Here is a 26,518-nt window from a genome sequence, read left to right on the forward strand (position 1 = left end):
AATTTTATGCAAGAACATTATCGTCCCGATTTGATTGAGCCTGAAGTTCAGAAATATTGGGCTGAAAATAAAACATTTAAAGCGGTGAAAGATCCCGCTAAAGAGAAATATTATTGTCTTTCAATGTTCCCTTATCCATCAGGTCGTCTGCATATGGGGCACGTTCGCAATTACACCATTGGCGATGTTGTTTCCCGTTATCAACGAATGAACGGCAAAAATGTGTTGCAGCCAATGGGGTGGGACGCATTCGGTTTACCTGCGGAAGGGGCAGCGGTGAAAAATAAAACCGCTCCAGCAAAATGGACCTATGAAAACATTGAATATATGAAAAATCAGCTCAAAATTTTGGGTTTTGGTTTTGATTGGGATCGTGAAATCGCCACTTGCAAACCTGAATATTACAAATGGGAGCAATGGTTCTTTACGGAGCTTTATCGCAAAGGCTTGGTGTATAAAAAAACCTCTAGCGTAAACTGGTGTCCGAATGACGAAACCGTGTTGGCGAACGAGCAAGTCCACGAGGGGTGTTGCTGGCGTTGTGATACGCCAGTGGAACAAAAAGAGATCCCACAATGGTTTATCAAAATTACCGACTATGCCGAGCAATTATTGGGCGGTTTAGATCATCTGCCAGAATGGCCAGATATGGTGAAAACAATGCAACGTAACTGGATTGGCCGTTCGGAAGGGGTGGAAATAACTTTCAACATTGAAAATTCTGATGAAACCGTAACAGTTTATACCACACGTCCTGATACTTTCTATGGCGTGTCTTATCTTGCTGTGGCAGCTGCGCACCCATTAGCAGAAAAAGCAGCGCAAAATAACCCCGCACTTGCACAGTTTATTCAAGAAGCCAAAAACACGAAAGTGGCGGAAGCTGAGCTTGCTACAATGGAGAAAAAAGGAATGGCAACGGGGATCAATGCCATTCACCCGATTACAGGAAAATTAGTGCCTGTTTGGGTGGCGAATTTCGTGTTAATGCACTATGGAACAGGTGCGGTAATGGCCGTGCCAGCACACGATGAGCGTGATTATGAGTTCGCTAAAAAATATGATTTACCGCTTTATCCAGTGATTACGCCAGCAGACGGTAGCCCGTTAGACTTATCACAGCAGGCTTACACCGAACACGGTATTTTGATCAATTCAGCAGAATTTGATGGCTTGGATTTTGATGCCGCATTCAATGGCATCGCCGATAAATTAGAAAAAATGGGCGTGGGCAAACGCCAAGTGAATTATCGTTTACGCGATTGGGGCGTATCTCGCCAACGTTATTGGGGCGCGCCAATTCCAATGCTAACACTGGAAAACGGTGAAGTTGTACCTGCACCATTGGCTGATTTACCAATCGTGTTACCTGAAGATGTGGTAATGGACGGCGTACGCAGCCCGATCAAAGCGGATCCAAATTGGGCAAAAACCACTTATAACGGACAACCGGCATTGAAAGAAACCGATACTTTCGACACCTTTATGGAATCTTCGTGGTATTACGCGCGTTACACTTGCCCAGACTTCCACCAAGCAATGCTCAACCCAGAAGAAGCCAATTACTGGCTACCTGTGGATCAATATATCGGTGGGATCGAACACGCCACAATGCACTTGCTTTACTTCCGCTTCTTCCACAAATTATTGCGTGATGCGGGCTTAGTGAACTCTGACGAGCCAGCAAACAAATTATTGTGTCAAGGAATGGTATTGGCTGATGCGTTCTATTACACCAGCGACACTAACGAGCGCATTTGGGTATCACCAACAAAAGTAACCCTTGAGCGTGATGAGAAAGGACGCATTATCCGTGCCATTGATGATGAAGGACGCGAGTTAGTCCACAGCGGAATGACAAAAATGTCCAAATCGAAAAATAACGGCATTGACCCGCAAGAAATGGTGGAAAAATACGGTGCGGATACCGTTCGCTTATTTATGATGTTTGCGTCCCCTGCGGAAATGACTTTGGAATGGCTAGAATCAGGCGTAGAGGGGGCGAACCGTTTCTTACGCCGTTTATGGAATTTGGTGTTTGAATACAGCAAAAATCCAGCAAAAACGCCATTAGATCCGACCGCACTTTCTAACACGCAAAAAGCCCTACGCCGTGATGTGCATAAAACTATTGCCAAAGTGAGCGATGACATCGGTCGCCGCCAAACCTTTAATACCGCCATTGCTGCCATTATGGAGCTAATGAACAAATTAACCAAAGCCCCATTGGAAGATGAGCAAGATCGTGCGGTAATCGCGGAGGCTCTAAATGCGGTGGTAAAAATGCTTTACCCAATCACGCCACACATTTGTTTCCAACTTTGGAAAGAATTAGGCAACGCCGAAACCATTGACTTTGCCCCTTGGGTGAAAGCGGACGAACAAGCAATGGTGGACGATGAAAAACTGGTAGTGGTGCAAGTAAACGGCAAAGTGCGTGCGAAAATCACCGTGCCAGCGGATATGGCAGAAGACGCCATTAAAGAAATCGCCCTTGCCGATCCGAATGTACAAAAATTCTTAGAGGGTTTAAACATTGTGAAAACCATCTATGTACCAGGCAAATTATTCAGCTTCGTTGCCAAATAGCAGCAATACCCCACGCCACCCGCGTGGGGTTCATTTAGGATTTTAGAGAAAACAAAATGCGTAATCTAATGAAAAAATTCTGTCTTATTGCAGGCATTGCGGTACTAAGTGCTTGCGGTTTCCATTTCCAAAATGGGGAATTGAGCCCACAAGAAATGAAAACCCTACGCTTAGAAAGCAATGATCCTTATGACGCAATGACAATGGCAATGCGTAAAGAATTGCGTGCGAATAATGTCAAATTGGTTGAAGAGGCGGACGCGGTGGTACTACGTCTGAATAACGCCCGCACCGATAGCGAAGTGGCATCGGTTTTCAAACAAGGGCGAGAGGCGGAGAAAGTGTTGGTGTTGCAAGTGAGTGCGACAGTGCAACTGGCGAACAAACAGCGTTACCCAATCGAAACCCAAGTTAGCCGAACCTTCTTTGACAACTCCCGTGCGGCATTGGCGAAATCAGCAGAAAAAGAAGTAATTTGGAATGATATGCGGGAGCAAGCCGCTCGTCAGCTCATCACCAAAATGGTGGCATTAAAACAGCAGGTGAAAGGTCAATAATGCAGCGTTTATTTGCGGAACAGCTCGCGGGATCATTAACGGCTCGCTTAGCCACGATCTATTATTTAGTCGGGCAAGATCCGCTATTGCTGTTAGAAAGCAAAGATCATATCTGGGCTGCCGCAAAAGCACAGGGATTTGATGAAAAAAACGAAATCACCATTGAAAATAGCACCGATTGGACAGCCCTGTTTGAGCAAGTGCAATCAATGGGGCTATTTTTTAATCGTCAAATCCTACTGCTAAATTTGCCCGAAAATCTGACCGCACTTTTACAAAAGCAACTTTCGGAATTGGTCGCTTTATTGCACCCCGATATTTTATTGGTGTTACAATCGCCCAAGCTGACGAAAGCAATGGAAAAACAGGCTTGGTTTATGCAGGCGAATCAGCTTGAACCGCAACTTTGCATTGTTAATTGCCAAACGCCAAATATCGATCAACTCCCGCGTTGGATTACCGCACGGGCGAAATCGCTGGATATTTTTATTGAGCCTGACGCGGTTCAGCTTCTTTGTTACAGCTACGAAAATAACTTACTGGCACTCAAGCAAACCTTACAACTGCTCGCTTTGCTTTATCCAAAAGAGAAAATCACCCTCGCTAAAGTGCAAAATGTGGTAGAACAATCTTCCGTTTTCACCGTGTTTCAATGGATTGATGCCTTATTGGAGGGCAAAAGCCAGCGTGCAAGACGCATTTTAGACGGTTTACGCGGCGAAGACATTCAGCCCGTGATTTTGCTCCGCACTTTACAACGCGAGCAGATCACAATCCTAACGCTCACCGCCTCTCAACAGCAGATCAATATCGATTCCCCTCTTTCTACCGCAAGATTGCGGGAACAATTTGATCAACTAAAAATCTGGCAAACCCGCCGCACCTTATTCACCCAAGCGATCCAACGCCTCACCTACCGCAAACTGTATCAAATTATCCAACAACTGGCAGAGCTTGAACGCTTGGTAAAACAAGAGTTTAGTGATGAAGTGTGGGGAAAATTGGCAGATCTCTCAGTGAAAATTTGCCATTGATTTGTTGCTGTAGAATATAAAACAGCAAAACAATTAAATCCTCCGCATCTTTAATTGTTTTACTAGGCTAATTAAGCATAACCAATGTCTAAACTATTATATAACCATTGCATTTACAAATAATTTTTCTGCGAGTACCAGCGAAATAGCTTTCATTAGCTTCAATCTCACCTTCAAACATTTCTAATGTGTAAATTTGTTTGATAGATGAAAGCATAATCGGTAAAAGTAATAAGCTGCTGTATTTTTGTTTTCATTAGGGCAATACAAGGGGGTTGCCCGACATTTCACGTTTAATTTTAAATTTAAAGTGCGGTGGGATTTTTTAGAATTTTTGGGGAAAATGACCGCACTTTTTATTCTGTAATCAGTTTTCTTACTGGGGCGAAACTTCGGCGGTGTTGGGGTAAGGGGCCGTGTTCTGCCAGTTTTTCTAAATGTAATTTTGTTGGGTAGCCTTTGTGTTGGGCGAAGGCGTATTGGGGATAGCGTTTATCCAACTCTTCCATTTCTAAATCGCGGGCGACTTTAGCAAGAATGGAGGCGGCACTGATTTCTGCCACAAGGCTATCCCCTTTCACCACCGCTTGAGCCGGCATTGGCAATGGGGGAATGCGGTTGCCGTCCACGAGCACAAAGTGCGGTGTAATGTTGAGCTGATTGACTGCGCGTTGCATTGCTAACATTGTGGCGTGCAAAATGTTAAGTTCATCAATCTCTTCGCGTTCAGCTCGCCCTAACGCCCAAGCTTTGGCCTTTTGTTTAATTTCTTCCGCTAAAGCAAGGCGTTTTTTGTGCGAGAGTTTTTTGCTGTCCGTTAAGCCTTCAATGGGATTGTTAGGGTCTAAAATCACTGCGGCAGTTACCACTGCGCCCACTAAAGGCCCGCGCCCTACTTCATCAACGCCTGCGATAAGTTTATAATCAGGATAGACAAATTCGCTCATTATTTTTCCTCTTGCAATAATTCTATCACTGCGTCGGCGGCTTGTTTGTCCGCATCACATTGGATCATTTTATGCAGATTAATAAAGTGTTGCACTAAATTATGGCGATTTTGCACCGCACTTTCTTCTGTGGAAAAATAAGGGGCGAGCTTTTCTAGCAATTTTTCTGCCGTGCAATCTTGCTGGATCATTTCTGGCACGAGCATTTCATTCGCCAATAAATTCGGCAATGAAATATAAGGGGTTTTCACCAAGCGTTTAGCTAGGAAATAAGTGAAGGGTTTCATTTTATACCCCACCACCATTGGCGATTTGCATAGCATACATTCTAATGCTGCCGTGCCTGAAGCCAGCAAAGTGGCTTGGGCGGCGATCATCGCTTGGCGGGCTTGCCCATCAAGCAAGATCATTGCAAGATCAGGGGCAACTTTTGCTTTAATGCGTTCAAATTGTTGGCGACGTTTTTCATTCACTAAGGGAACGAGGAATTGCACGTCTGGATATTGTTCTTTCAGCAATAAAGCGGTTTGCAAGAAAGGTTCGGCAAGGAATTCCACTTCTGAACCACGGCTACCAACAAGCATCGCTAAATAGCGTTGGCTTGGATCAATATTAAGCATTTGGCAAGCCATAAGACGATCGGGTTTTAAGGGAATGGCGTCTGCCATTGTGTGGCCGATAAAACGGCAAGGTACGTTGAAACGATCGTAAAAGGCTTTTTCAAAAGGTAAAAACGCAAGAACAAGGTTGGTAGCCCGTGCAATTTTGTGAATGCGATTTTGTCGCCACGCCCATACCGATGGGCTGACGTAATGAATGGTTTTGATGCCTTGTTCCTTGAGTTTGAGTTCAATGTCAAGATTGAAATCAGGTGCATCTATGCCGATAAACACATCAGGTTTTTCTTGTAGCATTTTGTCAATCACTTGACGGCGAATTTTCAGCAAACGTGGCAAATGTTTCACCACTTCGGCTAGCCCCATTACGGCAATTTCTTCCATATCCACCAAGGTTTCGCAACCCTCTGCCAACATTTGCTTGCCAGCAATGCCGATAAAACGTGCGTTAGGATAACGAATTTTTAGGCTACGCATCAGCCCTGCGCCAAGAATATCTCCCGAAACTTCACCCGCGACAATGCCAATGGTAGGAAATTGTTTTGTTTGTTCCATTTCGTTTTCTTTCATAAAAAGAACCGCACTTTATCATTGCTAGCTTTGTGCAATAAACAAAGTGCGGTGAAAAATTGTCATATTTTTAGCTGGTGTTACCGAATAATCCCGCGTGTTGAACGTTTGAAGAAATCAAGGAAAAAGCTAATTGCACTTTCTGTTTTGGCATAATGCTCAATTTCTGGCATCACTTCTTCTAAGGTTTTTCCACTGCGATAAATTAATTTGTACACGTTGCGAATGGCGTGCAATGTAGGTTTATCAAAACCGCGACGTTTCAAGCCCTCAATGTTCACCCCAAAAGGGTGAGCGTGATTGCCTTGTGCCATTACATAAGGTGGCACATCTTGGCTCACCATAGAACCACCGCCCAACATAACGTGTGCACCGATAATGACAAATTGGTGAATCGCTGACATTCCGCCAACAATCACGAAATCATCAAGCTCAACGTGTCCTGCAAGGGTAGCATTATTGGCAAGGATACAGCGATTTTTGATTTTACAATCGTGTGCAATATGGGCATTGATCATAAATAAGTTATCATCACCCACACGCGTTACGCCACCACCTTGCACCGTGCCACGGTGAATAGTTACACTTTCACGAATGCGGTTACGGTTGCCGATAATGGTTTTCGTTGGCTCATTTTGGTATTTCAGATCTTGGTTTTTCTCACCAATGCTGGCGAATTGAAATATTTCATTGTCTTCGCCAATTTCTGTTACACCATTAACCACAATATGCGAATGTAATACTGTGCCTTTGCCAATTGTTACATCAGCACCAATAATACAAAATGGCCCTATTACCACATTTTCGCCAATTTTTGCCCCTTCTTCTACAATGGCTGAGGGGTGAATTTTTGCACTTGGATGTATCATATTGACCTCTCGTTAGGTTATCTACGTGCGCACATTAGTTTCGCTTCGCAAGCCACTTCGCCATTGACCGTTGCGATGCCGGTGAATGCGGTAATACCACGGCGTTCTTTGATGACTTCAACATAAAGCTCCATTTGATCCCCTGGTAATACTGGGCGTTTGAAACGTGCGTCATCAATTCCCGCAAAATAAAATAATTCGCCACCTTGTAATTCGTGAGTTTTAAACGCCAAAATCCCCATTGATTGGGCGAGTGCCTCTAAAATTAACACACCAGGTAAAATAGGTTCGCCTGGGAAATGCCCAGTGAAACAAGGCTCATTAACACTGATGTTTTTGATCGCTTTTAACCATTTCCCTTCTTCAAAATCAGTAACACGATCCACTAATAAAAAGGGATAGCGGTGCGGAAGTAAGGTCATAATTTCTTTTGCTTCAATGACTTTTGCGGTTTGTTCTGTTGTCACAATAGTACCTTTTTAATTTGAAAATAATAGAAAATAAAATTGATGCAAATTATACGGTATTTCATCATTTAATACAAAACGCACCACATAAAGTGGCACGTTTGAGAGAGGAATTAAGCATTATTAAGCTTTTTTTCTACCGCTTTTAGACGTTTGTTCATTTTGTCAATGTCTAAAGTCAGTGCCGCGGTTTTACGCCATTCTTTATTTGGCTGCAATGGAATACCAGAAGAATATACGCCCGGTTCGGTGATTGGTCGCATTACCATTCCCATTCCCGTAACAGTAACTTTATCGGCAATTTCCATATGGCCATTGATCACACTTGCACCACCAATTAAGCAATAACGCCCCACTTTTAGGCTACCTGCCATAATCACACCGCCAGCCACCGCTGTCCCCGTACCGATATGCACGTTATGGGCAATTTGGCAAAGGTTGTCGATGATAACGTTATCTTCAATAACGGTGGCATCTAATGCTCCGCGGTCAATACAGGTGCAAGCCCCGATTTCAACGTGATTTCCAATAATAACTGTTCCAGTCTGTGGAATTTTGATCCAACGACCTTTATCGTTTGCATAACCAAAGCCATCACTACCGATCACAGCACCAGATTGGATCAAGCAATGTTCGCCAATTTGCACTTGGTGATAGATATTTACATTTGCCCAAAGCTGTGTATTTGCACCAATTTTTGCACCTTTACCGATGAAGCAACCTGCGCCAATAATCACGTTATCGCCAAGTTCCACATCATCTTCAATCACGGCATTTGCGCCAATAGACACATTTTCGCCTAATTTTGCAGAGGCAGAAATCACTGCACTTGATGCAATGCCTGCTGCCGCTTTTGGCGTTGAATCCATATATTGCGCTAGTACGGCGTAAGCCACATAAGGATCTTTGACAATAAGTAAATTGCTTTCAGGCGAACAAAATTCTACATCATTTTCGCTTACCACTAAAATCCCAGCTTGGGATTGAGCAAGTAAATCACGGAATTTAATGTTTGAAATAAAGGTGAGTTGGTTTGGCTGTGCTTTGTCGAGCGGGGCGATGCTATCAATAAGCACATTGGCGTTACCACGAATGGTAGCGCCAATTTGTTGTGCTAATTCTTTAAGAGAATAAGACTTTTGCATTATTTAGCCTTTGCTGGCACAGCTGGAGCAGGAATCGCTTTTAATACATCTTCAGTAATATCTTTTCCTTCAACTGAATATACTGACGCCTTATCATCTAAAACAATAGTATATTTTTTAGTTTTAGCGACATTACTCGTTGCAGTTTGAATATCCGAAGCCAATTTACGTTGAATATCCATTTGTCTTTTCTGTACATCTTGTCTGAATTGCTCTAATTGTTGTTGATAATCCGCGACTAACTTTTTAAATTCTTCTTCACGTTTTTGCTCTAATTTCACAATTTCATCTTGACGTTTTTTTATCTCAGCTTGACGTAATTTTGGTGCATCTTTTTCTAAGGCTTTTACCTTACCATCGATTTCTTTTTCAAATGCACTTTTTTTATCTTGTAACGCCTTTTCTGCCGCTTGCAATTTTTCAGATGGGGATTTGAATTCATCATCTAATTTTTGTAACTCTACTTGACGAGCTGGATGATGAGCAAAAAGATAATCTATGTTTACAAAAGCAATATTATCGTTCGCCACAGCAGATGTACCTAATGCTAATGCAAAAGAAAGGGTTGTCAATTTTGCTACTTTTTTCATTGTAAATGTCCTTAAGTTAAATAAATAATACGGTTTAACAGGTTATCGTTGTTAAACTAGATAAAAAATCATAGGTTCTAATTAAAAAGAACCACCAATACTAAATTGGAATTGCTCAATCTCATCTCCTTGATATTTTTTGATTGGTTTAGCATAAGAGAAAACCAATGGTCCTATCGGAGATTGCCACTGCAATGCCACTCCAGCAGAAGAGCGAATCCGACTTGGATCGCCATAATCAGGTAAATCTGGGAAACGTGTTTTTCCATCAGATTTCCATTTTGTATTCCACACACTCGCCGCATCAATAAAAAGGGAAGTTCTTACTGAATTCTGATTCTTATCGGCAACAAATGGAGTAGGAATTATTAGCTCAGCACTTGTTGTTATCATCGCATTTCCGCCTACAACATCATTACTTGGCTGACAAAATTTATCATCTTTGTGTTGATAAATGGCATTAGGTCCTATCGCACCATAAGAAAAACCTCGTAAACTACCTATTCCTCCTGCACTATAGGTTTGATAGAAAGGCAATCTTTTTCCACCAAAACCACTTGCATAAGCAGCTGAAGCTCTTGCTGAAATAACCCAAGAATGATCCCTATCTAAAGGATAAAAACCTTGTATATCCGCAGATAATTTATAATATTTATTATCAGAACCTGGAATCGTTACTTTTCCACCTAAAGAAGCTTTAAGCCCTGAGGTAGGGAAATATCCTCTATTTAAACTGTTATAATTCCACCCCAGTGATAGCTCAAAATCCTGAGATTTAAATGTCCAATCATCAATGTCCATTGATAAACGATACAAATTACGATTATACTCAGGTGTAACATCTTTGAGTTTATTATAGATATATCCTAAACCAATATAATATGAGTTATTTTCATTTACAGGGAAACCAAGTGTTCCATTAATTCCATAGCTTGCCCTACTATATGAAGCAGTATTATTATTTTTCGAGTTATCGTATTTTTCAACAAATAGATTACCTCCTAAACTCACGCCATCTTTAGTGAAATAAGGTTCAGAATACCCCAAATTTAAACTGGTTCCATAATCATTACGAGCCCCCCCAAAGCTCACAGATGATCCCAATCCAAGGAAATTATCTTGTTTAATACTTGCCTGATAACTTAAACCACTTTCCGTTCCATAACCAATACCAAAGTTTATACTTCCAGTATTGCGTTCTTTTACTTTATAAACAACATCGAGTTCGTCATTTGTATTTTCCACTGCATCTGTTCGATATTCGACAGATTCGAAGAAACCTGTACGTTCTAGCCTCACCTTTCCTAACTCAATAAGTTGTGATGATAACCAAGAACCCTCTTGCTGACGCATTTCTTGTCTTAATGTTTCATCGGCACTGACATTATTCCCTTCAAAACGGATTTGTCGAACTGAATAACGACGCCCAATATCTACAACATAGGTTAAAGTAATCGTATGGTTTTTATCGTCAAATTCTGGGCTAATACTTACTTGCGGATTAGCATACCCTTGCTGGCTCAACACTGTCTTAATAGCATTTTCAACACCAGCGACATCACTACGACGAAAGTGTTCATTAATATGAATTTGATTTAATAATGGAAGTAACTCATTCTCCATTTGTGCTACATTACCAACGATACGGACGTTCTTGACAATATACTTTTCACCTTCATCAATCTTAATAAAAACTTGAGCTTCTGTTTTTTCATCATTTAATTGAACATTGGTATTGAGAATACGCATTTTCGCATATCCTTGTTCAAGGTAAAAATTACGCAAGGTTTCTAAATCTTTATTAAACTGAACTTCCTCAAATTTATTACCAAAAATTTTCCACCACGCGTCAGGTTGTAACTCTATCTGTTCCTCTAATTTACTTGCACTAAAGTTGTGATTACCTTCAAAAGTGATATTTTTTAATATTGCAACATCATTTTCTTTTATCTGAATTTTTACTTCCGCTCGATTATTTGGCAGAGGAGTAACAATGGTTTCAACTTTTGCATTATAACGCCCAACGCTATGATAATGCTCCAACAAGCTTTGACGAAAAGCCTCTAATTTCTCAACATTTAATATATTGCCTACAGAAAAACCATTAGAATCTAGATTAGACTTTAAAGCCTCATTGGGTATCGAACTGTTACCGTTAAAAACAACATCTGCAATCACTGGATTTTGTTTCACCGTGATCACTAATGTATCGCCCTCTCTGGTGGCCTTAACGCCATCATACCCTTGTAAAAATAACGACCTAACTACATTCGCGATATCATTATCCGTTGCTCTTTGACCAACCCGAACAGGTAAATTTGCAAGGAATTTTCCTTCCGTGCCAGCTTGGATGCCATCTACACGAATATCTTGTACGACAAAAGGAGCGGCAACCACAGAGGTTGAACCAAATAATAAACTTGTGATTAAAAGTTTTTTCATTGTTACTTTTTATCCTTATAAAAGAAAGAATTATAAACGTAAAAAATCATTAAATAAGGCAAATATAGTTAAAGCTAATAAACATATTGCACCTATTCTATAAGCGATATCTTGCACCTTTTGAGAAAGTGGTTTGCCTTTTATCCCTTCTGCCGCAAGAAAAACTAAATGCCCACCGTCCAGCACTGGTAATGGAAACAAATTCATAATGCCTAAATTGACACTAATTAGTGCCATAAAGCTTAGATAGTAAACAAAACCAATTTCAGAGGAAATGCCAGCTCCTTTCGCAATAGAAATTGGACCACTCAAGTTATTCAAGGAGAGTTCTCCAGTAAATAATTTACCAACAACTTTGAGCGTCAACACCATTAGATCTTTCGTTTTATTGAAACTTTTTTGTAAAGCCTCAATCGGATCATATTTTAATTCGGTACGGTATTTATCATTAAGAGGCTGAACTGTTGGCGAAACGCCGACAAACCATCTTCTTTTTTCATTAAAAATTGGGGCTAAAGTTTTATATAACGTTTCCCCGCTCCGCACAATCTTAATGGTAAATGGCTGACCTTTCTGCACATCTTGTACAAAATCTTGCCAACTTAGTGGCTCTCCCGTATTGGTATATAATTTATCCCCAACTTGCAAGCCGGCTTTTTCCGCTGGTGAATTAGGTGCAACTTTAGACAAGATCATTTCCACTTTAGTTCGCACGGGAACGATTCCCAATGCACCAAAAGCACTTTCTTTCTCGGGATTAAATCGCCAATGAGTTAAATCTAAAGTGCGGTGCTGTTTGACATCAGAATTAAAAGGCGAAAGGGTGATTTCCACATTCGAACTGCCCATTTTGGTGGCTAGCACCATATTGATGGTTTCCCAATCTGGCGTTGCCGTTCCATCAATAGCCAGAATTTGCGAATCAGGTTGGATCTGTGCAGTCGCGGCGATAGATTGTGGTTCGACCTCTGCAATCACAGGTTTCACGCTTGGAATACCGATGGAATACACCAGCCAATACGCTAACACGGCAAAAATAAAATTGGCAATCGGCCCTGCGGCAATCACAAAGGCACGCTGAGCCACAGATTTATTATTAAAAGCTTGCGATTTCAATGCTTCAGGCACGGCTTCATTGCGTTCATCAAGCATTTTGACATAACCGCCGAGCGGAATCAGCGAAATGGAAAATTGCGTGCCTTTTTTATCAAAAAACGACCATAACACTTTGCCGAAGCCAATGGAAAAACGCTCAACTTTAACACCGCACTTTCTTGCTGCCCCAAAATGCCCGTATTCGTGTACGAAAACCAGCACACAAATGGCAATTAAAAACGAACCTAACGACCACAAAAACGACATTACAACCTAGCCCTATAACACATAAAAATAGAAATACGCAAAGAACGGCACAGCAGCGGTTAAGCTATCAATGCGATCCAAAATGCCCCCGTGTCCAGGGATTAAATTGCTACTGTCTTTGATACCGCTTTCTCGTTTGAACATACTTTCTGTGAGATCACCCAGCACTGAAATTGCCACCGTTGCTACAGATAACACGATAAAAGGCAAGGTCGGCACATTAAATAAATTTTGCGGTGCGACTTGCATAAAAATGCCCGCTAACACGCCTGCCGTAACCAAACCACCCAAGACGCCTTGACAAGTTTTGCCTGGTGAAACTTTCGGCGCGAGTTTATGTTTGCCAAATTTTCGTCCTGCAAAATACGCTCCCGAATCGGCAGCCCAAACAAGAATAAACACATAAAAGAGCAACATCAGCCCGTGATAAGGGTTTGTGTTATAGCTGTCTAAACGTAAACACAAGACCCCAACAATAAACGGAATTAACGTAACCAGTGCAAAAACCCCTTGCAACAGCACCGATTTCGCCCAAATTTTCGCTGACTTCGGATAGCTCACCACAAAGCCAATCGCCACAATCCACCAGACTACTGCCGTGAGTAAAATCGGTTGTGCGTAAGCCTCAAACACACGTCCCGCATTGAGATAATGCTTCTCGCTGACAATCCATAAAAACAGCACTGCTCCCGCTAATGCGGCGATAATCCAACGCCAAAACGGATTTTTAATTTGAGCAAATTGCGTCCATTCCCACACACCTAATGCGACAACCGCCCCCAGTGCGAGTGCAAAATAAAAGGGGGAAAAGAGAAATAATGCCACACAGACTAACGCAATGAGAATTATTGCCGAAATAACACGTTGTTTAAGCACAGTTTAGTCCTCTTGTTCTGCACCGCCAAATCGGCGATCTCGTTGTTGATAAGCGAAAATCGCTTGATTAAATTCTTGTTCGTCAAAATCAGGCCATAGCACATTAGAAAAATAAAATTCCGCATAAGCAATCTGCCACAGCAAGAAATTGCTCACCCGCTGCTCGCCACTGGTGCGGATCAACAAATCCACCATCGGCTGATCTTGGGTAACCAAATGCTGTTGAAAACACTCAGGGGTAATCGCCTCAACCGCGAGCTTACCCGCTTTCACTAAATTCGCCAGTTGTTGGCTGGCTTGTACAATATCCCAATAGCCGCCATAATTCGCGGCGATATTTAGCGTAAGTGCGGTATTATTTTGCGTTAAATTTTCTGCATTGGCGATCTTTTGTTGTAATTTTTTGCTAAACCGCGAGGTGTCGCCCAAAATTTTTAGCCGAATATTGTTTTTATGCAATTTTTTGACCTCGAGATCCAAGGCTTGCATAAATAACGTCATTAACGCACTCACTTCATTTTCTGGACGACTCCAGTTTTCACTGCTGAAAGCGTATAATGTCAGCACCTTTATCCCGATCTTTCTGGCATAGGAAACCGCTTGACGCACCGCTGCCATGCCATTTTTATGACCGAAGATTCGCATCTTGCCTTTTTGCTTAGCCCAGCGACCGTTGCCGTCCATTATAATGGCGACGTGCTGTGGAATATTGTTAAGATCGATGTCTGTCATTGCTCAATGAGTTACGCTATAAAATGTGTGAGAATATATCACAAGTTCCACTAACTTGCTATGAAAAGCCAATTCGCGTTCATTTGTAAGACAACAGGGGAAAACAAAAGTGCGGTGCTTTTTTTACAACGTTTTTAGACCGCACTTGTTCTTTTAAGATTGAACCTGCTGCCAAGCCTTCGCTCTAGCTTCCTGATCCACGCTTAGCACGTCGTCCACGCTAGCAATACGGCGTGGCTGAATGGCTTCAACCACTTGTAAATTCAGTTTGGCGATATCGGTAAATTTGATCTGCCCTGCTAAAAAGGCTTCCACCGCAATTTCATTTGCGGCATTCATCGCAGTGGTGGCATATTGCCCTGCAGCAAATGCGTCCATTGCCAGCTTCAAACAAGGGTAACGCTGATAATCTGGCTTGAGGAAAGTTAGCCCATTTAGCTGATAGAAATCCAACGGCTCAACGCCCGCGAAAGTGCGGTGCGGATAAGCCATTGTTTCGGCAATTGGGGTTCGCATATCAGGGTTGCCCATTTGTGCAATCACCGAGCCGTCAATATAACGCACCATTGAATGGATAATGGATTGCGGGTGAATAATCACCTCCATTTCCTCCGCACTGGCGTTAAATAGCCAACGTGCTTCGATATATTCTAAGCCTTTGTTCATCATCGTGGCTGAATCTACCGAGATCTTTTTCCCCATCGACCAATTCGGGTGAGCCACCGCTTGAGCTGGGGTGATGTGTTCAAATTCAGCTAGATCCGTATAGCGGAAAGGCCCGCCCGATCCCGTTAAAACAATCTTGCTTATTCCCAATTCTTGCAATGGGCAAAAGCCGATTTGCTGTTGGGCTTGTGGCGGTAAAGATTGGAAAATCGCATTGTGTTCGCTGTCCACCGGCAAAAGCTGGGCTTGATGTTTTTTCACCGCATCAATAAAAAGCTGACCGCAAGTAACCAAACTTTCTTTGTTGGCTAACAGTACGCGTTTTCCCGCCTGCACGGCTGAAAGTGTCGGTAACAATCCCGCCGCTCCAACAATCGCTGCCATCACTTGATCCGCCTCTGGGTGAGCGGCTAGCTCGCAAATCGCTTTTTGCCCGCTTAATACTTGGGTTTGAATACCAAGTGCGGTCAGTTCCTGCTTCAGTTTTTTCGCCGCATTTTCATCATCTAATGCCGCAAACGTCGGCTGAAATTTGACGCACTGAGCGAGCATTAATTCCACATTGCGTCCGCCAACTAAAGCAAAGGCTTGATATTGTTCAGGATTTTGCTCAATAACGGAAAGGGTGCTTGTGCCAATAGAGCCTGTTGAGCCTAAAATAACGAGTTTTTGTTGATTTTGCATAAAATTTTGACCGCACTTTATTAAAGGTTGTTACCGTCTTAGGGTGTTAAACTCAAATAATGATATTGTTCATTAAGTGGTGCTGAATATACTCAAAAGCCTGCCATTCAGCAAGAAAAAACGGGCGAACTTACTGTCCGCCCTGTCATTTTAATAATGCGACTTTGCTTTCCTGAGGATTAGAAATCTAATAATTCTTTTTCTTTATCCGCTAACACTTCGTCCACTTTTTTCACATAAAGATCAGTGATTTTTTGGATTTCATCTTGTGCTTTGCGTTCTTCATCTTCGCTGATTTCTTTCTCTTTCAATAAGGCTTTGATTTGATCATTGGCATCACGGCGAACATTACGCACAGCGATTTTTCCTTGCTCAGCTTCACCTTTTACGATTTTGATTAAATCGCGGCGGCGTTCTTCGGTCAATGGCGGAAGGGGAACACGAATGGTTGTGCCTGCTGATGATGGGTTTAAGCCTAAATCAGAAGTCAAAATCGCTTTTTCTACCGCCCCAATAAGGCTACGGTCAAACACGCTTACCGCTAAGGTGCGAGCATCTTCTGCCACCACATTGGCAAGTTGGCGTAATGGGGTTAATGCCCCATAATATTCCACTTGAATGCCATCAAGTAAACTCGGTTGAGCACGTCCTGTTCTCACTTTAGAAATATGATTTTTAAAGGTTTCAAGGCTTTTTTCCATACGCTGTTGCGTATCTTTTTTAATTTCGTTAATCACAATTATTCCTTTTAGTCGTCTTAATTAATCACAAATAAGCGTACCTTCACGCTCACCTAAAATCACGTTGCGTAATGCCCCCAGCTTGCTCATATTGAACACGCGAATTGGCATTCCGTGATCCCGTGCCAAGGTAAAGGCGGCGAGATCCATCACTTGAAGTTCTTTATCGATCACTTCCGCGTAAGTGAGTTTTTCATACAGCACGGCATCAGGGTTCTTCGCGGGATCGCAATCATACACGCCATCAACTTTCGTCGCTTTCAACACCACATCGGCTTCAATTTCAATGCCTCGCAAGCAAGCGGCTGAGTCCGTAGTGAAAAATGGGCTGCCTGTTCCTGCGGAAAAAATCACCACGCGTCCTTCACGCAACATTTTAATCGCTTCCGACCAGTTATAAGTATCGCAAATGCCGTTAAGTTGGAAGGCAGACATTAATTTCGCATTCACATCAGCACGGTGCAAAGCATCACGCATCGCCAGCCCGTTCATCACCGTTGCGAGCATTCCCATATGATCGCCCACTACGCGGTTCATTCCTGCTTTCGCCAGCTTCGCCCCACGGAATAAATTTCCGCCGCCAAGCACCACGCCAACTTCAACGCCCATTTCTAGCAATTCTTTGATTTCTAACGCCATTCTATCCAAAATAGAGGGGTCAATGCCAAAGCCTTCATCGCCCTGCAACGCCTCACCACTCAATTTGAGTAAAATGCGTTTATATACTGGTTTGCTCATTTTTTCTTCGCCTCACAAAAGTTGAGAATAAAATTCTGCGTATTATAGAGCAACATCGATTTGCTGAAAATACTTCAGACAAAAAATAGACTGGATTCTATGATTAGAACCTCTATTTAATAGAGAGATATATCGCAGAATATCAATGATATACTTTAAAAGTATCGGGCTTTAGATTTAATCTGGAATAGCAATTTGCTGCATTAATTTACAAATGTTTATAATTCACTATCTTAATTTTTAATTAAGCTATAGTTCAGCTTTTGTATGCCTACCTAAAACTCGTTCTAATTCAGCAATATCTGTGATACCTTGTGCTATTTTATGTGAAGCACTATCCCATAATGAGGGATAATCGGTTTGATAAGAAATTTGCCCTGTATTTGAATCAAAAATAGCTTGTAAAAATTGATAAATACCAGTACGCCCACTATAACCTTGATAACATCCGCAATTTTTCGTTTTGTGTAGACATTTTTTACGAACTAAACGCTGGGCAATCACTAATAATAAACAACTTTCAATTTCATATTGTTGAATACCAAGCTGTAACAAGCGAGCAATAGCTGAATGTGCATTATTTGTATGTAATGTTGAAAGGACTAAATGTCCAGTTTGTGCTGCACGTAACGCAATCGCTGCACTTTCTGCATCACGGATCTCACCAAGCATAATAATGTCTGGATCCTGACGTAAAAATGTACGCAACAAACGGTTAAAATCTAAACCAATTTGTGGGTTAATTTGCGTTTGGATAATCCCTGGAAGTTCTATTTCAATCGGATCTTCTGCTGTTAGAATATGTTTTTCCGATTGATTAAGCCATTCTAATGCTGTATAAAGCGTAATACTTTTTCCACTCCCAGTTGGCCCCGTTACTAAAATGAGTCCTTGAGGTTGAGATAAAGCATCTTGTAATGTTTTTCGTTGTATCGCTGTCATCCCCAGCTCAGAAAAATCCAAGGTAACAGGTTTATTTTTTTGTAAACGTAGTACCGCTTTTTCTCCATAATATGTAGGTAATGTCGATATACGGAAGTCTAATATATCGGAAAATGTCGTTTTGAAATGAAATCTTCCATCTTGTGGTAAGCGAGTTTCGCTAAGATCAAGACGAGCTAGAAGTTTTAAACGAGAAATCAAACGTTGGCTCATTTGTTTAGAAATAGGAGGCTGATGTTGCAATACCCCGTCAATACGAAAACGGATCTGCAATTGCTCATTCTGTGGCTCTAAATGAATATCTGAGGCATTTAATTGCATTGCCGATTCAAAAACTTTATTTAGTATTTGAATAATTGGTTCATCAAGTTTTTCTGGTTGATTTTCGCTATAAGGTGAAATAGACGATTGATAAAAATCAAGTAATGCCGGCTCTTCTACTAATGTGGGAGATAACTTCTGTAATAGCGATTTTAAATCTTGTTCTGATAACAAAATCGGCTCAACTATTTTTCCTGTTAGAAATGAAAAACTTTCACAAGCCGATAGATTTGTTAAGTCATCAATACCAAGCCAAAGTGTATGTTCATCCTCCTGTAAAGGTACTGCTAAATAACGTATTAAAATATCTTTTTGCTGCTTATTTTGTTGCCATAAGTGCGGTGTTATTTCAAAGCATTTTCCATCAACAGCATATACAATGTCGTCCTCGTCTAAAGAATACTCAGCCATTACATTATCCTATTATCCGCAAAATCCCGCTGGGAAAAACTCTACAGATTTTCCACAATTTACCGTCCAAGATACACCTTTTGAGGCATCTCCACTGGCTTTTAATGAATAAGTAATATCAGAAAGATTATCTTTTCCTTTAACCGTAATCGTGCCTTTTTGTACATCAATAGAAGCCACTTTCCCTTTATTCGTTAATTTTTTCTGAATTCCATTTGAACCCGCATTACATTTCGTGGTAGCCCCCGTATTATAAATACATAATTCCACTTCTGAACGATAGGGGCTTGCGGCTTGAATTAGCTCGGATATTGCCGCTTTCTTGGTGTAATTTTGATAGGCTGGAATCGCAATGGTCGCTAAAATCGCCACAATCGCAATCACGATCATCAGTTCAATCAAAGTAAAGCCTTTTTTGATTTTTAAATGGATTGGGTTTTGCATAACTTATCCTCCGCATTTCTATTCTAGTAAATTTTCGTTACAATGTGAGGGTTTTATCACCCTCGGGATAAGTGTGCCGCAAATGAAAAATAACGCCAAAAACCACCGCACTTTTTCTCGATCTGGATCGCAAAAAAAGATGACACGACCCTATTTAATTAACCAAGCGGGCTGGTTGGAAAATGAAAAACATTGCCCCTCACCCTATTATGATTTACGCCCTGATCCACAGGATATTTCTTTGTTAGTTATTCATTACATCAGCCTACCCCCTGAAGAATTTGGTGGCGGCTATATTGATGCGTTTTTTCAGGGAAAATTAGATCCCCGCCTTCACCCTTACTTTGAAGAAATCAAAGATCTTCGTGTTTCTGCACATTGTTTGATCGACCGAAAAGGGAAAATCACCCAGTATGTTAGCTTTGATGATCGAGCTTGGCACGCGGGGCTTTCTTGTTTTCAAGGACGGGAAAAATGTAACGATTTTGCGATTGGCATTGAGTTAGAAGGTAGTAATAATCAGCCTTTCACCGAGCAACAATATGCCACATTGCAAAAGCTTACCCAAAACCTAATGCAACGTTATCCCCAAATTTCTAAAGATCGCATTGTGGGGCATAGTAATATTTCCCCTGGGCGGAAAATTGACCCTGGGCAGTATTTTGATTGGAAAAAATATCTTGAGGGAGTATAAAAATGAGTGAAATTTATTCTCTTTTGTGAGGCGTATCACGTTTTTTTTGGCACCTCTTTTCTATAATGTGCCATTATACTTTCTAGGGGCTGAGCAAAATGAAAATTAGAACCATCAACGTTCTTGTTGCACTTATCTATTCACAAATTTTGCTTCATTTTGGAAAACGTTACCAGCTAAATCACGATTATAGGATTGAAATTGCTTTAGCCATTTTTTTGATCTTGCCCTGCTTGCTTAGAAAACTCGGTTTTTTTACTCAATTCTTAGATAAAAAATCTAATGAAATCAAAGAGGTAAACCAAATTCGCCTTAATGCAAAAGCCACTGTGTCCTATTTTTTGCTCTGCAATATCCTCACAGTCATTTTGTTCACCGCACTATTCTATACAAAAAAATTTGTGATTACCGACAATCATAGTTACCTAATCGCTCTCCTCTTTGCCATTACAGTACTTTTATTTTATGACTGGCTGTATCATAAATTCATCATTCCTCACTATGTAAAAAAACGCTGAAAAAACACACCGCACTTTTTTATTGGTGAATTAGTAATCAGCTCATTTTGTGCTGTTCATTCACAACCAATTATTCAGGAACTTTTTCTCTATCTCTTTAATAAATAAAGATTTTTTTATTTACCCCATATCTATCTTGGTGAACCACAACGATTAATTCCCGACTATTCGGTATAAAACCACAATTTTATCCACAGAAATTCTGAATAACTCACAGCAAGCGGAAAAAAGTGCGGTACAAATCCTGATAAAAATACAGTTTGCGTTTTTTATCAACGGAGATCGATGTAAAAAAATGCGATCTCAGATCCTATTTTTAGATCGTAAAAATTTCCACAACAATAGCTTAACTCATTAATAGATAAATTATTTTTTTCCACTATTCACAAGTCATCTAGGATTATCCCCGCCTCTTCCACAACATTATGCACAGCCCGCTGATTTTTATCTCAGTTATCAACAAGCCTAATCCGTGCTTTGCCACAGAAAAGCGGGTTTGTGGATTGTGAAAACTTCGCGTTTATGTAACAATTCACACTCATTATGAATTTGAAAACAAAGGTGAACGATAGTGATCGATTTCGATGGCTACCGTCCGAATGTGGGAATTGTGATTTGCAACCGTAAAGGACAAGTATTATGGGCAAAACGCTATGGGCAAAACTCGTGGCAATTTCCGCAAGGCGGTATAAACGATGATGAAACAGCTGAACAGGCGATGTATCGTGAGCTTTTTGAAGAAGTGGGTTTAACGCGAAAAGACGTAAAATTACTTTATGTATCAAAGCAATGGCTTCGCTATAAACTGCCCAAACGCTTATTACGCTATGACAGCAAACCGATGTGCATCGGGCAAAAACAGCGGTGGTTTTTATTACAGTTAGTTTCTGATGAAAAAGACATCAATATGCAAGCCACCAAGTCCCCCGAATTTGACGGTTGGCGGTGGGTGAGTTTTTGGTATCCCGTGCGGCAAGTGGTTTCATTTAAAAAAGAGGTTTACCGCAAGGCAATGAAAGAATTTATGGCAGTGCTTTTCAACCTCAAAACCGCTGGGGGTTCAACATCTCAGCAAAATGAAAATAAGCTGGCTTATTCAAACTCACATAAAAAATATTCATCAAAAAAATATCAGAAACGTGCATTTCATCGCATAAGGGGATAACGATGCTTAGCTTTTTTCTTATTTGTTTAGCCGTGGGCTGCGTTGTCGGCTTTCTCGCGGGCTTATTCGGCATAGGGGGAGGATTAATCATTGTTCCCGCCTTAGTGTATCTATTACCTATGGTAGGCGTACCTAATGAACTGTTGATGTCCACCGCGTTAGGAACATCTTTTGCCACTATAGTAATTACAGGTTTTTCATCGGCTCAGCGTCATCACAAATTAGGCAATATTGTTTGGAACGCGGTGAAAATTCTCGCTCCAGTTATAATGATTACCACCTTTATTTCAGGGCTTTTCGTTGGAAAATTAGACAAAGCCATCGCGAGCAAATTGTTCGCCTGTTTAGTGGTTTATCTTGCAGTCAAAATGCTACTTTCCATTAAGCCAAAAGCGGTGCAAAAAACGCTAACCACGGCATCTTCGGTTATCGGCGGAATTTTAATCGGTATCGCGTCTAGTATTGCGGGGATTGGCGGCGGCGGCTTTATCGTGCCTTTCCTTAACGCTCGTGGTATTGAGATGAAACAAGCCATTGGCTCATCTGCGTTCTGCGGAATGCTGCTCGGGTTGTCGGGAATGCTGAGCTTTATTGTCGGCGGTTGGGGGCAAATAGGAATGCCAAACTATTCACTGGGCTATGTTTACTTGCCAGCGGTCATCGCCATTACTGCCACCTCATTTTTCACCTCAAAATTAGGGGCGAGTACCGCCGATAAACTGCCCGTGAAAACCCTTAAACGCTATTTTGCCGTATTGCTGATCTGTATTGCGATCAATATGCTTATTAAATAAAGGAACATTATGACTTCTCAATTTTTCGCTTTTCCTCAATTCGATCCCGTGATTTTCAGCCTCGGACCACTCAGTTTACGCTGGTATGGCTTGATGTATTTAATCGGCTTCCTGTTCGCCCGTTGGCTTGCGGTTCGCCGAGCTAATCGCCCGAACAGTGGTTGGAGCGTTGAACAGGTGGACAGCCTGCTCTTCAACGGTTTTTTAGGCGTGTTTCTTGGTGGTCGTATTGGCTATGTGATGTTCTACCAATTTGACTATTTTCTACAAGATCCCAGCTATTTATTCCGCGTTTGGGAAGGGGGAATGTCCTTTCACGGCGGGTTAATCGGCGTGATTTTAGCAATGTGGATCACCGCTAAATTACAACATCGTGGCTTTTGGGCTACGGCGGATTTCGTCGCTCCGCTCATTCCCTTTGGCTTAGGAATGGGACGCATTGGCAACTTTATTAATGATGAACTTTGGGGACGTGTAACCGATGTACCTTGGGCGGTGCTTTTCCCGTCGGGCGGTTATCTCCCTCGCCATCCTTCTCAACTTTATGAAGCGGTTTTAGAGGGTGTGGTGCTATTTATCATCTTAAATTTATTCATCAAAAAACCTCGCCCAACTGGCTCAGTTGCGGGGCTATTTTTACTTTGCTACGGCATTTTCCGCTTCATTGTAGAATATTTCCGTGAGCCTGATGCTCAACTCGGGCTTTTCTTCAGCCAGCATATTTCAATGGGGCAAATTCTTTCTCTGCCGATGATTTTGCTCGGTGCAATCATTATATTCATCGCCTATAAAAGTGCGGTGCGAAAATAACGAGGTTTTTTATGCGTCAGTATTTAGATTTATGCCAAAAAATTATAGATCACGGCACTTGGGTAGAAAATGAACGCACGGGGAAACGTTGCTTAACCCTCATCAATGCCGATCTCACCTACAACGTGGCGGATAACGAATTTCCCCTTATCACCACGCGTAAAAGCTACTGGAAAGCAGCGATTGCGGAATTTTTGGGCTATATTCGTGGCTATGACAACGCAGCGGATTTCCGCAAGCTCGGCACAAAAACGTGGGACGCCAATGCCAATGAAAATCAAGCGTGGTTGAATAATCCGCACCGCAAAGGCACGGACGATATGGGACGCGTTTACGGCGTGCAAGGGCGAGCGTGGCGTAAACCCAACGGCGAAACGCTGGATCAACTGCGAAAAGTGGTAAACCATTTAAGCAAAGGCATTGACGATCGTGGGGAAATCATCACATTCTATAATCCCGGTGAAATTGATCTCGGCTGCTTACGCCCTTGTATGCACACCCATACCTTTTCTTTGCTTGGCGACACCCTTTATTTAACCAGCTATCAACGCTCTTGCGATGTGCCACTCGGTTTAAATTTCAATCAAATTCAAGTATTTACCTTTTTGGCATTGATGGCACAGATTACGGGCAAAAAGGCAGGAATGGCGTATCATAAAATCGTCAATGCCCATATTTACGAAGATCAGTTGGAACTAATGCAAGATGTGCAACTCAAACGCGAGCCATTGCCGTTGCCGACATTGGAAATCAACCCTGACATCAAAACCCTAGAAGATTTAGAAACTTGGGTAACGATGGACGATTTCAAGGTGGTGGGCTATGAATCTCACCCCGCGATCAAATACCCTTTCTCGGTATAAAAAACAGTGCGGAAAACCCACCGCACTTTGCTTTAACCCACCACGACCTTAACGGAGAAAAAAGTGCGGTCAGATTTTGATGCGAATTTTGACGAAAAAATGATGCGTTACGCCCTAAGTCTCGCCGACAAAGCCGAAGCCTTGGGAGAAATTCCCGTGGGGGCAGTGCTGGTTGATGAGGAGGGAAATATCCTTGCCGAAGGCTGGAATTTATCCATTATCCATAACGACCCCACCGCTCACGCCGAGATTGTTGCCTTGCGTCAAGCGGGAGAAAAACGCCAAAACTACCGCTTACTCAACACCACCCTTTACGTTACCCTCGAGCCTTGCACGATGTGTGCGGGGGCAATTTTGCATAGCCGAATCAAACGCTTAGTTTTTGGTGCGAGCGATTTAAAAACAGGTGCAGTAGGTTCACGCTTTCATTTCTTTGACGACTACAAAATGAACCACAGTGTAGAAATCACCAGCGGCGTATTGCAGGAAGAATGTAGCCAAAAACTCAGCCGTTTTTTCCAAAAACGACGGGAACAAAAAAAACTAGAAAAACAAGTTCATAAAGAAAAAATTTCAGCCCTATAACAACTAGCTATGATTTAGAAGATTAAATCCGATCACTTGCCATTAAATAAAAATAGTCGTGCTTGGTCATAAAAAATCTGCTCTTTACTCAGTTGAGTATTCCCCCCAACCTTTCAAGAGCATTACTATGCTATCTTCTGAATAGAATAAATCCCTTGATAAAACTAATGAAAATCACGAAAAATCAAAGTGTGGTTAGTTTTTATGCCATTTCCATTGTCCGTTCACCGCCGTGGCAAGCACTTCAAACTGTGCGTTAAACAAGGTTAAATTAGCAATTTTGCCTTCGCTAATATCCCCTAAGCGATCGGTAACGCCAATGGCTTTGGCAGGATAATAATTGCACATACGCAAGGTTTCGTCTAATGGAATGCCAACGTGCTTCACCGCATTTTCGACCGATTCTATCATCGTAATCGCCGAGCCGCCCAGTGTGCCGTTGGCGTCATAGCATTTACCATTGCGAACATAAACCGTTTTGCCAACAAAATCAAAAGAATCAATCTCCGCACCAGCTGCGGCGGTTGCGTCCGTAACAATACACAGCTTGTCGCCTTTCGCTTTTTTATCGATCTTGATATTATCAAATTCAACGTGCAATCCGTCCACAATAATGCCCGCATAAATATCACTTTCCAACACCGCACCCACTACGCCCATCTCGCGTCCTGAGCTTATCGGCGACATCGCATTATGCAGATGAGTAGCAAAACTCGCCCCATTTTCAATGGCTTGCTTGGCAATCTCATAAGTGGCATTGGAATGTCCAATAGAAACCACAATGCCTTTTGCGACAAACTCTGCCACATATTGAGCCGTTGGATTTTCTGGAGCAAGGGTGATTTTGCTAATCACTTCCGCATTTTGGCAAAGAAAATCTTTCATTTCCTCGCTAATCGCACGGATATATTCAACCTGATGCACCCCTTTTTTCTCAACGCTCAAATAAGGCCCTTCTAAATGCAAGCCCAACGCCTGATTTTGATGGGTTTTGAGATACTCACGCATCACCACAACGGCTTTTTTCATTCCCTCATCATCGGCGGTGATAAAGGTTGGCAAATAGCTGGTTGTACCTGAACGCAAATTGGTTTCCTGCATAATTTCAAGGGTTTTCACGCTAGTTTCGCCGTTAAACATCACCCCACCACAACCATTTAATTGCAGATCAATGAACCCAGCGGTCAAATTATGACCTTGTAAATCAATCTGTTCTAACTCTGACGGAACATTTTCTTGTGGCACAATGGCGACAATTTTATCGCCCTCCACCACCACAGCTTGCCCGTAAAGCACGGCTTCCGCTGTATAAATTACGCCATTTACTAACGCATAGCTCATTTTTT

At 41.9% G+C, this 26,518-nt stretch carries 26 protein-coding genes and 1 pseudogene; 10 read left to right on the forward strand and 17 right to left on the reverse strand.

Features of this window, described 5'->3' with window-relative positions; all coding sequences use genetic code 11:
- Positions 1–6 precede the first annotated feature (6 nt).
- From leuS to holA, 3 genes are read left to right on the forward strand one after another with little or no spacing between them, the layout of a single operon-like run.
- On the forward strand, positions 7–2,589 hold the full coding sequence (gene leuS, locus DXZ23_RS11275; RefSeq protein WP_021724623.1) for a leucine--tRNA ligase: 2,583 nt from the start codon (positions 7–9) through the stop codon (positions 2,587–2,589).
- 56 nt (positions 2,590–2,645) lie between these two features.
- Positions 2,646–3,146, forward strand: coding sequence for an LPS-assembly lipoprotein LptE (locus DXZ23_RS11280; RefSeq protein ID WP_021724624.1), 501 nt, complete (start codon positions 2,646–2,648; stop codon positions 3,144–3,146).
- Positions 3,146–4,180: a DNA polymerase III subunit delta gene (gene holA, locus DXZ23_RS11285; protein ID WP_017807066.1), complete on the forward strand. Its 1,035-nt coding sequence runs from the start codon at positions 3,146–3,148 to the stop codon at positions 4,178–4,180. Before DXZ23_RS11280 ends, holA begins: the two co-directional genes overlap by 1 nt.
- A gap of 127 nt (positions 4,181–4,307) precedes the next feature.
- Here the strand turns inward: holA and DXZ23_RS11290 are convergent.
- The 16 genes and pseudogenes from DXZ23_RS11290 to DXZ23_RS11365 form a co-directional block, all read right to left on the reverse strand.
- Positions 4,308–4,438, reverse strand: a pseudogene (locus tag DXZ23_RS11290) (IS1595 family transposase); the annotation flags it as partial.
- Between the two features lie 98 nt (positions 4,439–4,536).
- A complete protein-coding gene (gene rnhB, locus DXZ23_RS11295) occupies positions 4,537–5,127 on the reverse strand; it encodes a ribonuclease HII (RefSeq protein ID WP_017807065.1) in 591 nt (196 codons plus the stop codon).
- Entirely contained in the window at positions 5,127–6,314 is a 1,188-nt protein-coding gene (gene lpxB, locus DXZ23_RS11300) for a lipid-A-disaccharide synthase (RefSeq protein ID WP_017807064.1), read from the reverse strand. Before lpxB ends, rnhB begins: the two co-directional genes overlap by 1 nt.
- Before the next feature lie 80 nt (positions 6,315–6,394).
- Positions 6,395–7,183: an acyl-ACP--UDP-N-acetylglucosamine O-acyltransferase gene (lpxA, locus tag DXZ23_RS11305; RefSeq protein WP_017807063.1), complete on the reverse strand. Its 789-nt coding sequence runs from the start codon at positions 7,181–7,183 to the stop codon at positions 6,395–6,397.
- Positions 7,184–7,200: 17 nt separating this feature from the next.
- A complete protein-coding gene (fabZ, locus tag DXZ23_RS11310) occupies positions 7,201–7,650 on the reverse strand; it encodes a 3-hydroxyacyl-ACP dehydratase FabZ (protein ID WP_017807062.1) in 450 nt (149 codons plus the stop codon).
- Positions 7,651–7,763: 113 nt separating this feature from the next.
- The gene (gene lpxD, locus DXZ23_RS11315) at positions 7,764–8,795 is read right to left on the reverse strand and encodes a UDP-3-O-(3-hydroxymyristoyl)glucosamine N-acyltransferase (RefSeq protein ID WP_017807061.1); all 1,032 of its coding nucleotides are present in this window, start codon (positions 8,793–8,795) and stop codon (positions 7,764–7,766) included.
- Entirely contained in the window at positions 8,795–9,385 is a 591-nt protein-coding gene (locus DXZ23_RS11320; protein WP_017807060.1) for an OmpH/Skp family outer membrane protein, read from the reverse strand. Before DXZ23_RS11320 ends, lpxD begins: the two co-directional genes overlap by 1 nt.
- 81 nt (positions 9,386–9,466) lie before the next feature.
- Positions 9,467–11,827: an outer membrane protein assembly factor BamA gene (gene bamA / locus DXZ23_RS11325; RefSeq protein WP_017807059.1), complete on the reverse strand. Its 2,361-nt coding sequence runs from the start codon at positions 11,825–11,827 to the stop codon at positions 9,467–9,469.
- Positions 11,828–11,857: 30 nt separating this feature from the next.
- Complete coding sequence (rseP, locus tag DXZ23_RS11330; RefSeq protein WP_017807058.1) at positions 11,858–13,189, reverse strand: sigma E protease regulator RseP; 1,332 nt, start codon at positions 13,187–13,189, stop codon at positions 11,858–11,860.
- A 12-nt stretch (positions 13,190–13,201) separates the two neighbouring features.
- On the reverse strand, positions 13,202–14,065 hold the full coding sequence (locus DXZ23_RS11335) for a phosphatidate cytidylyltransferase (protein WP_017807057.1): 864 nt from the start codon (positions 14,063–14,065) through the stop codon (positions 13,202–13,204).
- Between the two features lie 3 nt (positions 14,066–14,068).
- Entirely contained in the window at positions 14,069–14,797 is a 729-nt protein-coding gene (uppS, locus tag DXZ23_RS11340; RefSeq protein ID WP_017807056.1) for a polyprenyl diphosphate synthase, read from the reverse strand.
- Between the two features lie 153 nt (positions 14,798–14,950).
- Positions 14,951–16,147, reverse strand: coding sequence for a 1-deoxy-D-xylulose-5-phosphate reductoisomerase (gene ispC / locus DXZ23_RS11345; protein WP_017807055.1), 1,197 nt, complete (start codon positions 16,145–16,147; stop codon positions 14,951–14,953).
- 179 nt (positions 16,148–16,326) lie between these two features.
- Positions 16,327–16,884, reverse strand: a complete 558-nt coding sequence (gene frr, locus DXZ23_RS11350) for a ribosome recycling factor (RefSeq protein WP_017807054.1) — start codon at positions 16,882–16,884, stop codon at positions 16,327–16,329.
- 24 nt (positions 16,885–16,908) lie between these two features.
- Complete coding sequence (gene pyrH / locus DXZ23_RS11355) at positions 16,909–17,625, reverse strand: UMP kinase (protein WP_017807053.1); 717 nt, start codon at positions 17,623–17,625, stop codon at positions 16,909–16,911.
- Positions 17,626–17,874: 249 nt separating this feature from the next.
- Positions 17,875–19,299, reverse strand: coding sequence for a GspE/PulE family protein (locus DXZ23_RS11360; RefSeq protein WP_017807052.1), 1,425 nt, complete (start codon positions 19,297–19,299; stop codon positions 17,875–17,877).
- Between the two features lie 12 nt (positions 19,300–19,311).
- Entirely contained in the window at positions 19,312–19,743 is a 432-nt protein-coding gene (locus DXZ23_RS11365) for a pilin (RefSeq protein WP_017807051.1), read from the reverse strand.
- Positions 19,744–19,882: 139 nt separating this feature from the next.
- Between DXZ23_RS11365 and ampD the strand changes: the two genes are divergently transcribed.
- From ampD to tadA, 7 genes are all read left to right on the forward strand, one after another.
- Positions 19,883–20,437: a 1,6-anhydro-N-acetylmuramyl-L-alanine amidase AmpD gene (gene ampD, locus DXZ23_RS11370; protein ID WP_026138594.1), complete on the forward strand. Its 555-nt coding sequence runs from the start codon at positions 19,883–19,885 to the stop codon at positions 20,435–20,437.
- Between the two features lie 98 nt (positions 20,438–20,535).
- Positions 20,536–20,955 carry a hypothetical protein gene (locus DXZ23_RS11375; RefSeq protein WP_017807049.1) on the forward strand — a complete coding sequence of 140 codons (420 nt, stop codon included), beginning with the start codon at positions 20,536–20,538 and terminating at the stop codon, positions 20,953–20,955.
- Between the two features lie 571 nt (positions 20,956–21,526).
- The gene (gene rppH / locus DXZ23_RS11380; RefSeq protein ID WP_017807048.1) at positions 21,527–22,120 is read left to right on the forward strand and encodes an RNA pyrophosphohydrolase; all 594 of its coding nucleotides are present in this window, start codon (positions 21,527–21,529) and stop codon (positions 22,118–22,120) included.
- Between the two features lie 2 nt (positions 22,121–22,122).
- Positions 22,123–22,914: a sulfite exporter TauE/SafE family protein gene (locus DXZ23_RS11385; RefSeq protein ID WP_017807047.1), complete on the forward strand. Its 792-nt coding sequence runs from the start codon at positions 22,123–22,125 to the stop codon at positions 22,912–22,914.
- 9 nt (positions 22,915–22,923) lie between these two features.
- The gene (gene lgt / locus DXZ23_RS11390; RefSeq protein WP_017807046.1) at positions 22,924–23,724 is read left to right on the forward strand and encodes a prolipoprotein diacylglyceryl transferase; all 801 of its coding nucleotides are present in this window, start codon (positions 22,924–22,926) and stop codon (positions 23,722–23,724) included.
- Positions 23,725–23,735: 11 nt separating this feature from the next.
- Positions 23,736–24,587 carry a thymidylate synthase gene (locus DXZ23_RS11395; protein WP_017807045.1) on the forward strand — a complete coding sequence of 284 codons (852 nt, stop codon included), beginning with the start codon at positions 23,736–23,738 and terminating at the stop codon, positions 24,585–24,587.
- Between the two features lie 99 nt (positions 24,588–24,686).
- Complete coding sequence (tadA, locus tag DXZ23_RS11400) at positions 24,687–25,172, forward strand: tRNA adenosine(34) deaminase TadA (RefSeq protein WP_046098880.1); 486 nt, start codon at positions 24,687–24,689, stop codon at positions 25,170–25,172.
- A gap of 195 nt (positions 25,173–25,367) precedes the next feature.
- Here the strand turns inward: tadA and nagA are convergent, their stop codons facing one another.
- A complete protein-coding gene (gene nagA / locus DXZ23_RS11405; RefSeq protein WP_017807043.1) occupies positions 25,368–26,513 on the reverse strand; it encodes an N-acetylglucosamine-6-phosphate deacetylase in 1,146 nt (381 codons plus the stop codon).
- Positions 26,514–26,518: the final 5 nt, after the last annotated feature.

The organism is Avibacterium paragallinarum (assembly GCF_900450705.1).
Classification (GTDB): Bacteria; Pseudomonadota; Gammaproteobacteria; order Enterobacterales; family Pasteurellaceae; genus Avibacterium; species Avibacterium paragallinarum.

Excerpts from the sequence above, each read along its gene's own strand:
- ampD (WP_026138594.1), top strand. The coding sequence starts at position 19,883 with ATGACACGACCCTATTTAATTAACCAAGCGGGCTGGTTGGAAAATGAA.
- DXZ23_RS11395 (WP_017807045.1), top strand. The coding sequence starts at position 23,736 with ATGCGTCAGTATTTAGATTTATGCCAAAAAATTATAGATCACGGCACT.
- DXZ23_RS11385 (WP_017807047.1), top strand. The coding sequence starts at position 22,123 with ATGCTTAGCTTTTTTCTTATTTGTTTAGCCGTGGGCTGCGTTGTCGGC.
- holA (WP_017807066.1), top strand. The coding sequence starts at position 3,146 with ATGCAGCGTTTATTTGCGGAACAGCTCGCGGGATCATTAACGGCTCGC.
- lpxB (WP_017807064.1), bottom strand. The coding sequence starts at position 6,314 with ATGAAAGAAAACGAAATGGAACAAACAAAACAATTTCCTACCATTGGC.
- lpxD (WP_017807061.1), bottom strand. The coding sequence starts at position 8,795 with ATGCAAAAGTCTTATTCTCTTAAAGAATTAGCACAACAAATTGGCGCT.
- uppS (WP_017807056.1), bottom strand. The coding sequence starts at position 14,797 with ATGACAGACATCGATCTTAACAATATTCCACAGCACGTCGCCATTATA.
- ispC (WP_017807055.1), bottom strand. The coding sequence starts at position 16,147 with ATGCAAAATCAACAAAAACTCGTTATTTTAGGCTCAACAGGCTCTATT.
- DXZ23_RS11280 (WP_021724624.1), top strand. The coding sequence starts at position 2,646 with ATGCGTAATCTAATGAAAAAATTCTGTCTTATTGCAGGCATTGCGGTA.
- nagA (WP_017807043.1), bottom strand. The coding sequence starts at position 26,513 with ATGAGCTATGCGTTAGTAAATGGCGTAATTTATACAGCGGAAGCCGTG.
- rseP (WP_017807058.1), bottom strand. The coding sequence starts at position 13,189 with ATGTCGTTTTTGTGGTCGTTAGGTTCGTTTTTAATTGCCATTTGTGTG.
- DXZ23_RS11360 (WP_017807052.1), bottom strand. The coding sequence starts at position 19,299 with ATGGCTGAGTATTCTTTAGACGAGGACGACATTGTATATGCTGTTGAT.
- bamA (WP_017807059.1), bottom strand. The coding sequence starts at position 11,827 with ATGAAAAAACTTTTAATCACAAGTTTATTATTTGGTTCAACCTCTGTG.
- tadA (WP_046098880.1), top strand. The coding sequence starts at position 24,687 with ATGATGCGTTACGCCCTAAGTCTCGCCGACAAAGCCGAAGCCTTGGGA.
- DXZ23_RS11375 (WP_017807049.1), top strand. The coding sequence starts at position 20,536 with ATGAAAATTAGAACCATCAACGTTCTTGTTGCACTTATCTATTCACAA.
- leuS (WP_021724623.1), top strand. The coding sequence starts at position 7 with ATGCAAGAACATTATCGTCCCGATTTGATTGAGCCTGAAGTTCAGAAA.
- pyrH (WP_017807053.1), bottom strand. The coding sequence starts at position 17,625 with ATGAGCAAACCAGTATATAAACGCATTTTACTCAAATTGAGTGGTGAG.
- lpxA (WP_017807063.1), bottom strand. The coding sequence starts at position 7,183 with ATGATACATCCAAGTGCAAAAATTCACCCCTCAGCCATTGTAGAAGAA.
- DXZ23_RS11365 (WP_017807051.1), bottom strand. The coding sequence starts at position 19,743 with ATGCAAAACCCAATCCATTTAAAAATCAAAAAAGGCTTTACTTTGATT.
- rnhB (WP_017807065.1), bottom strand. The coding sequence starts at position 5,127 with ATGAGCGAATTTGTCTATCCTGATTATAAACTTATCGCAGGCGTTGAT.
- DXZ23_RS11320 (WP_017807060.1), bottom strand. The coding sequence starts at position 9,385 with ATGAAAAAAGTAGCAAAATTGACAACCCTTTCTTTTGCATTAGCATTA.
- lgt (WP_017807046.1), top strand. The coding sequence starts at position 22,924 with ATGACTTCTCAATTTTTCGCTTTTCCTCAATTCGATCCCGTGATTTTC.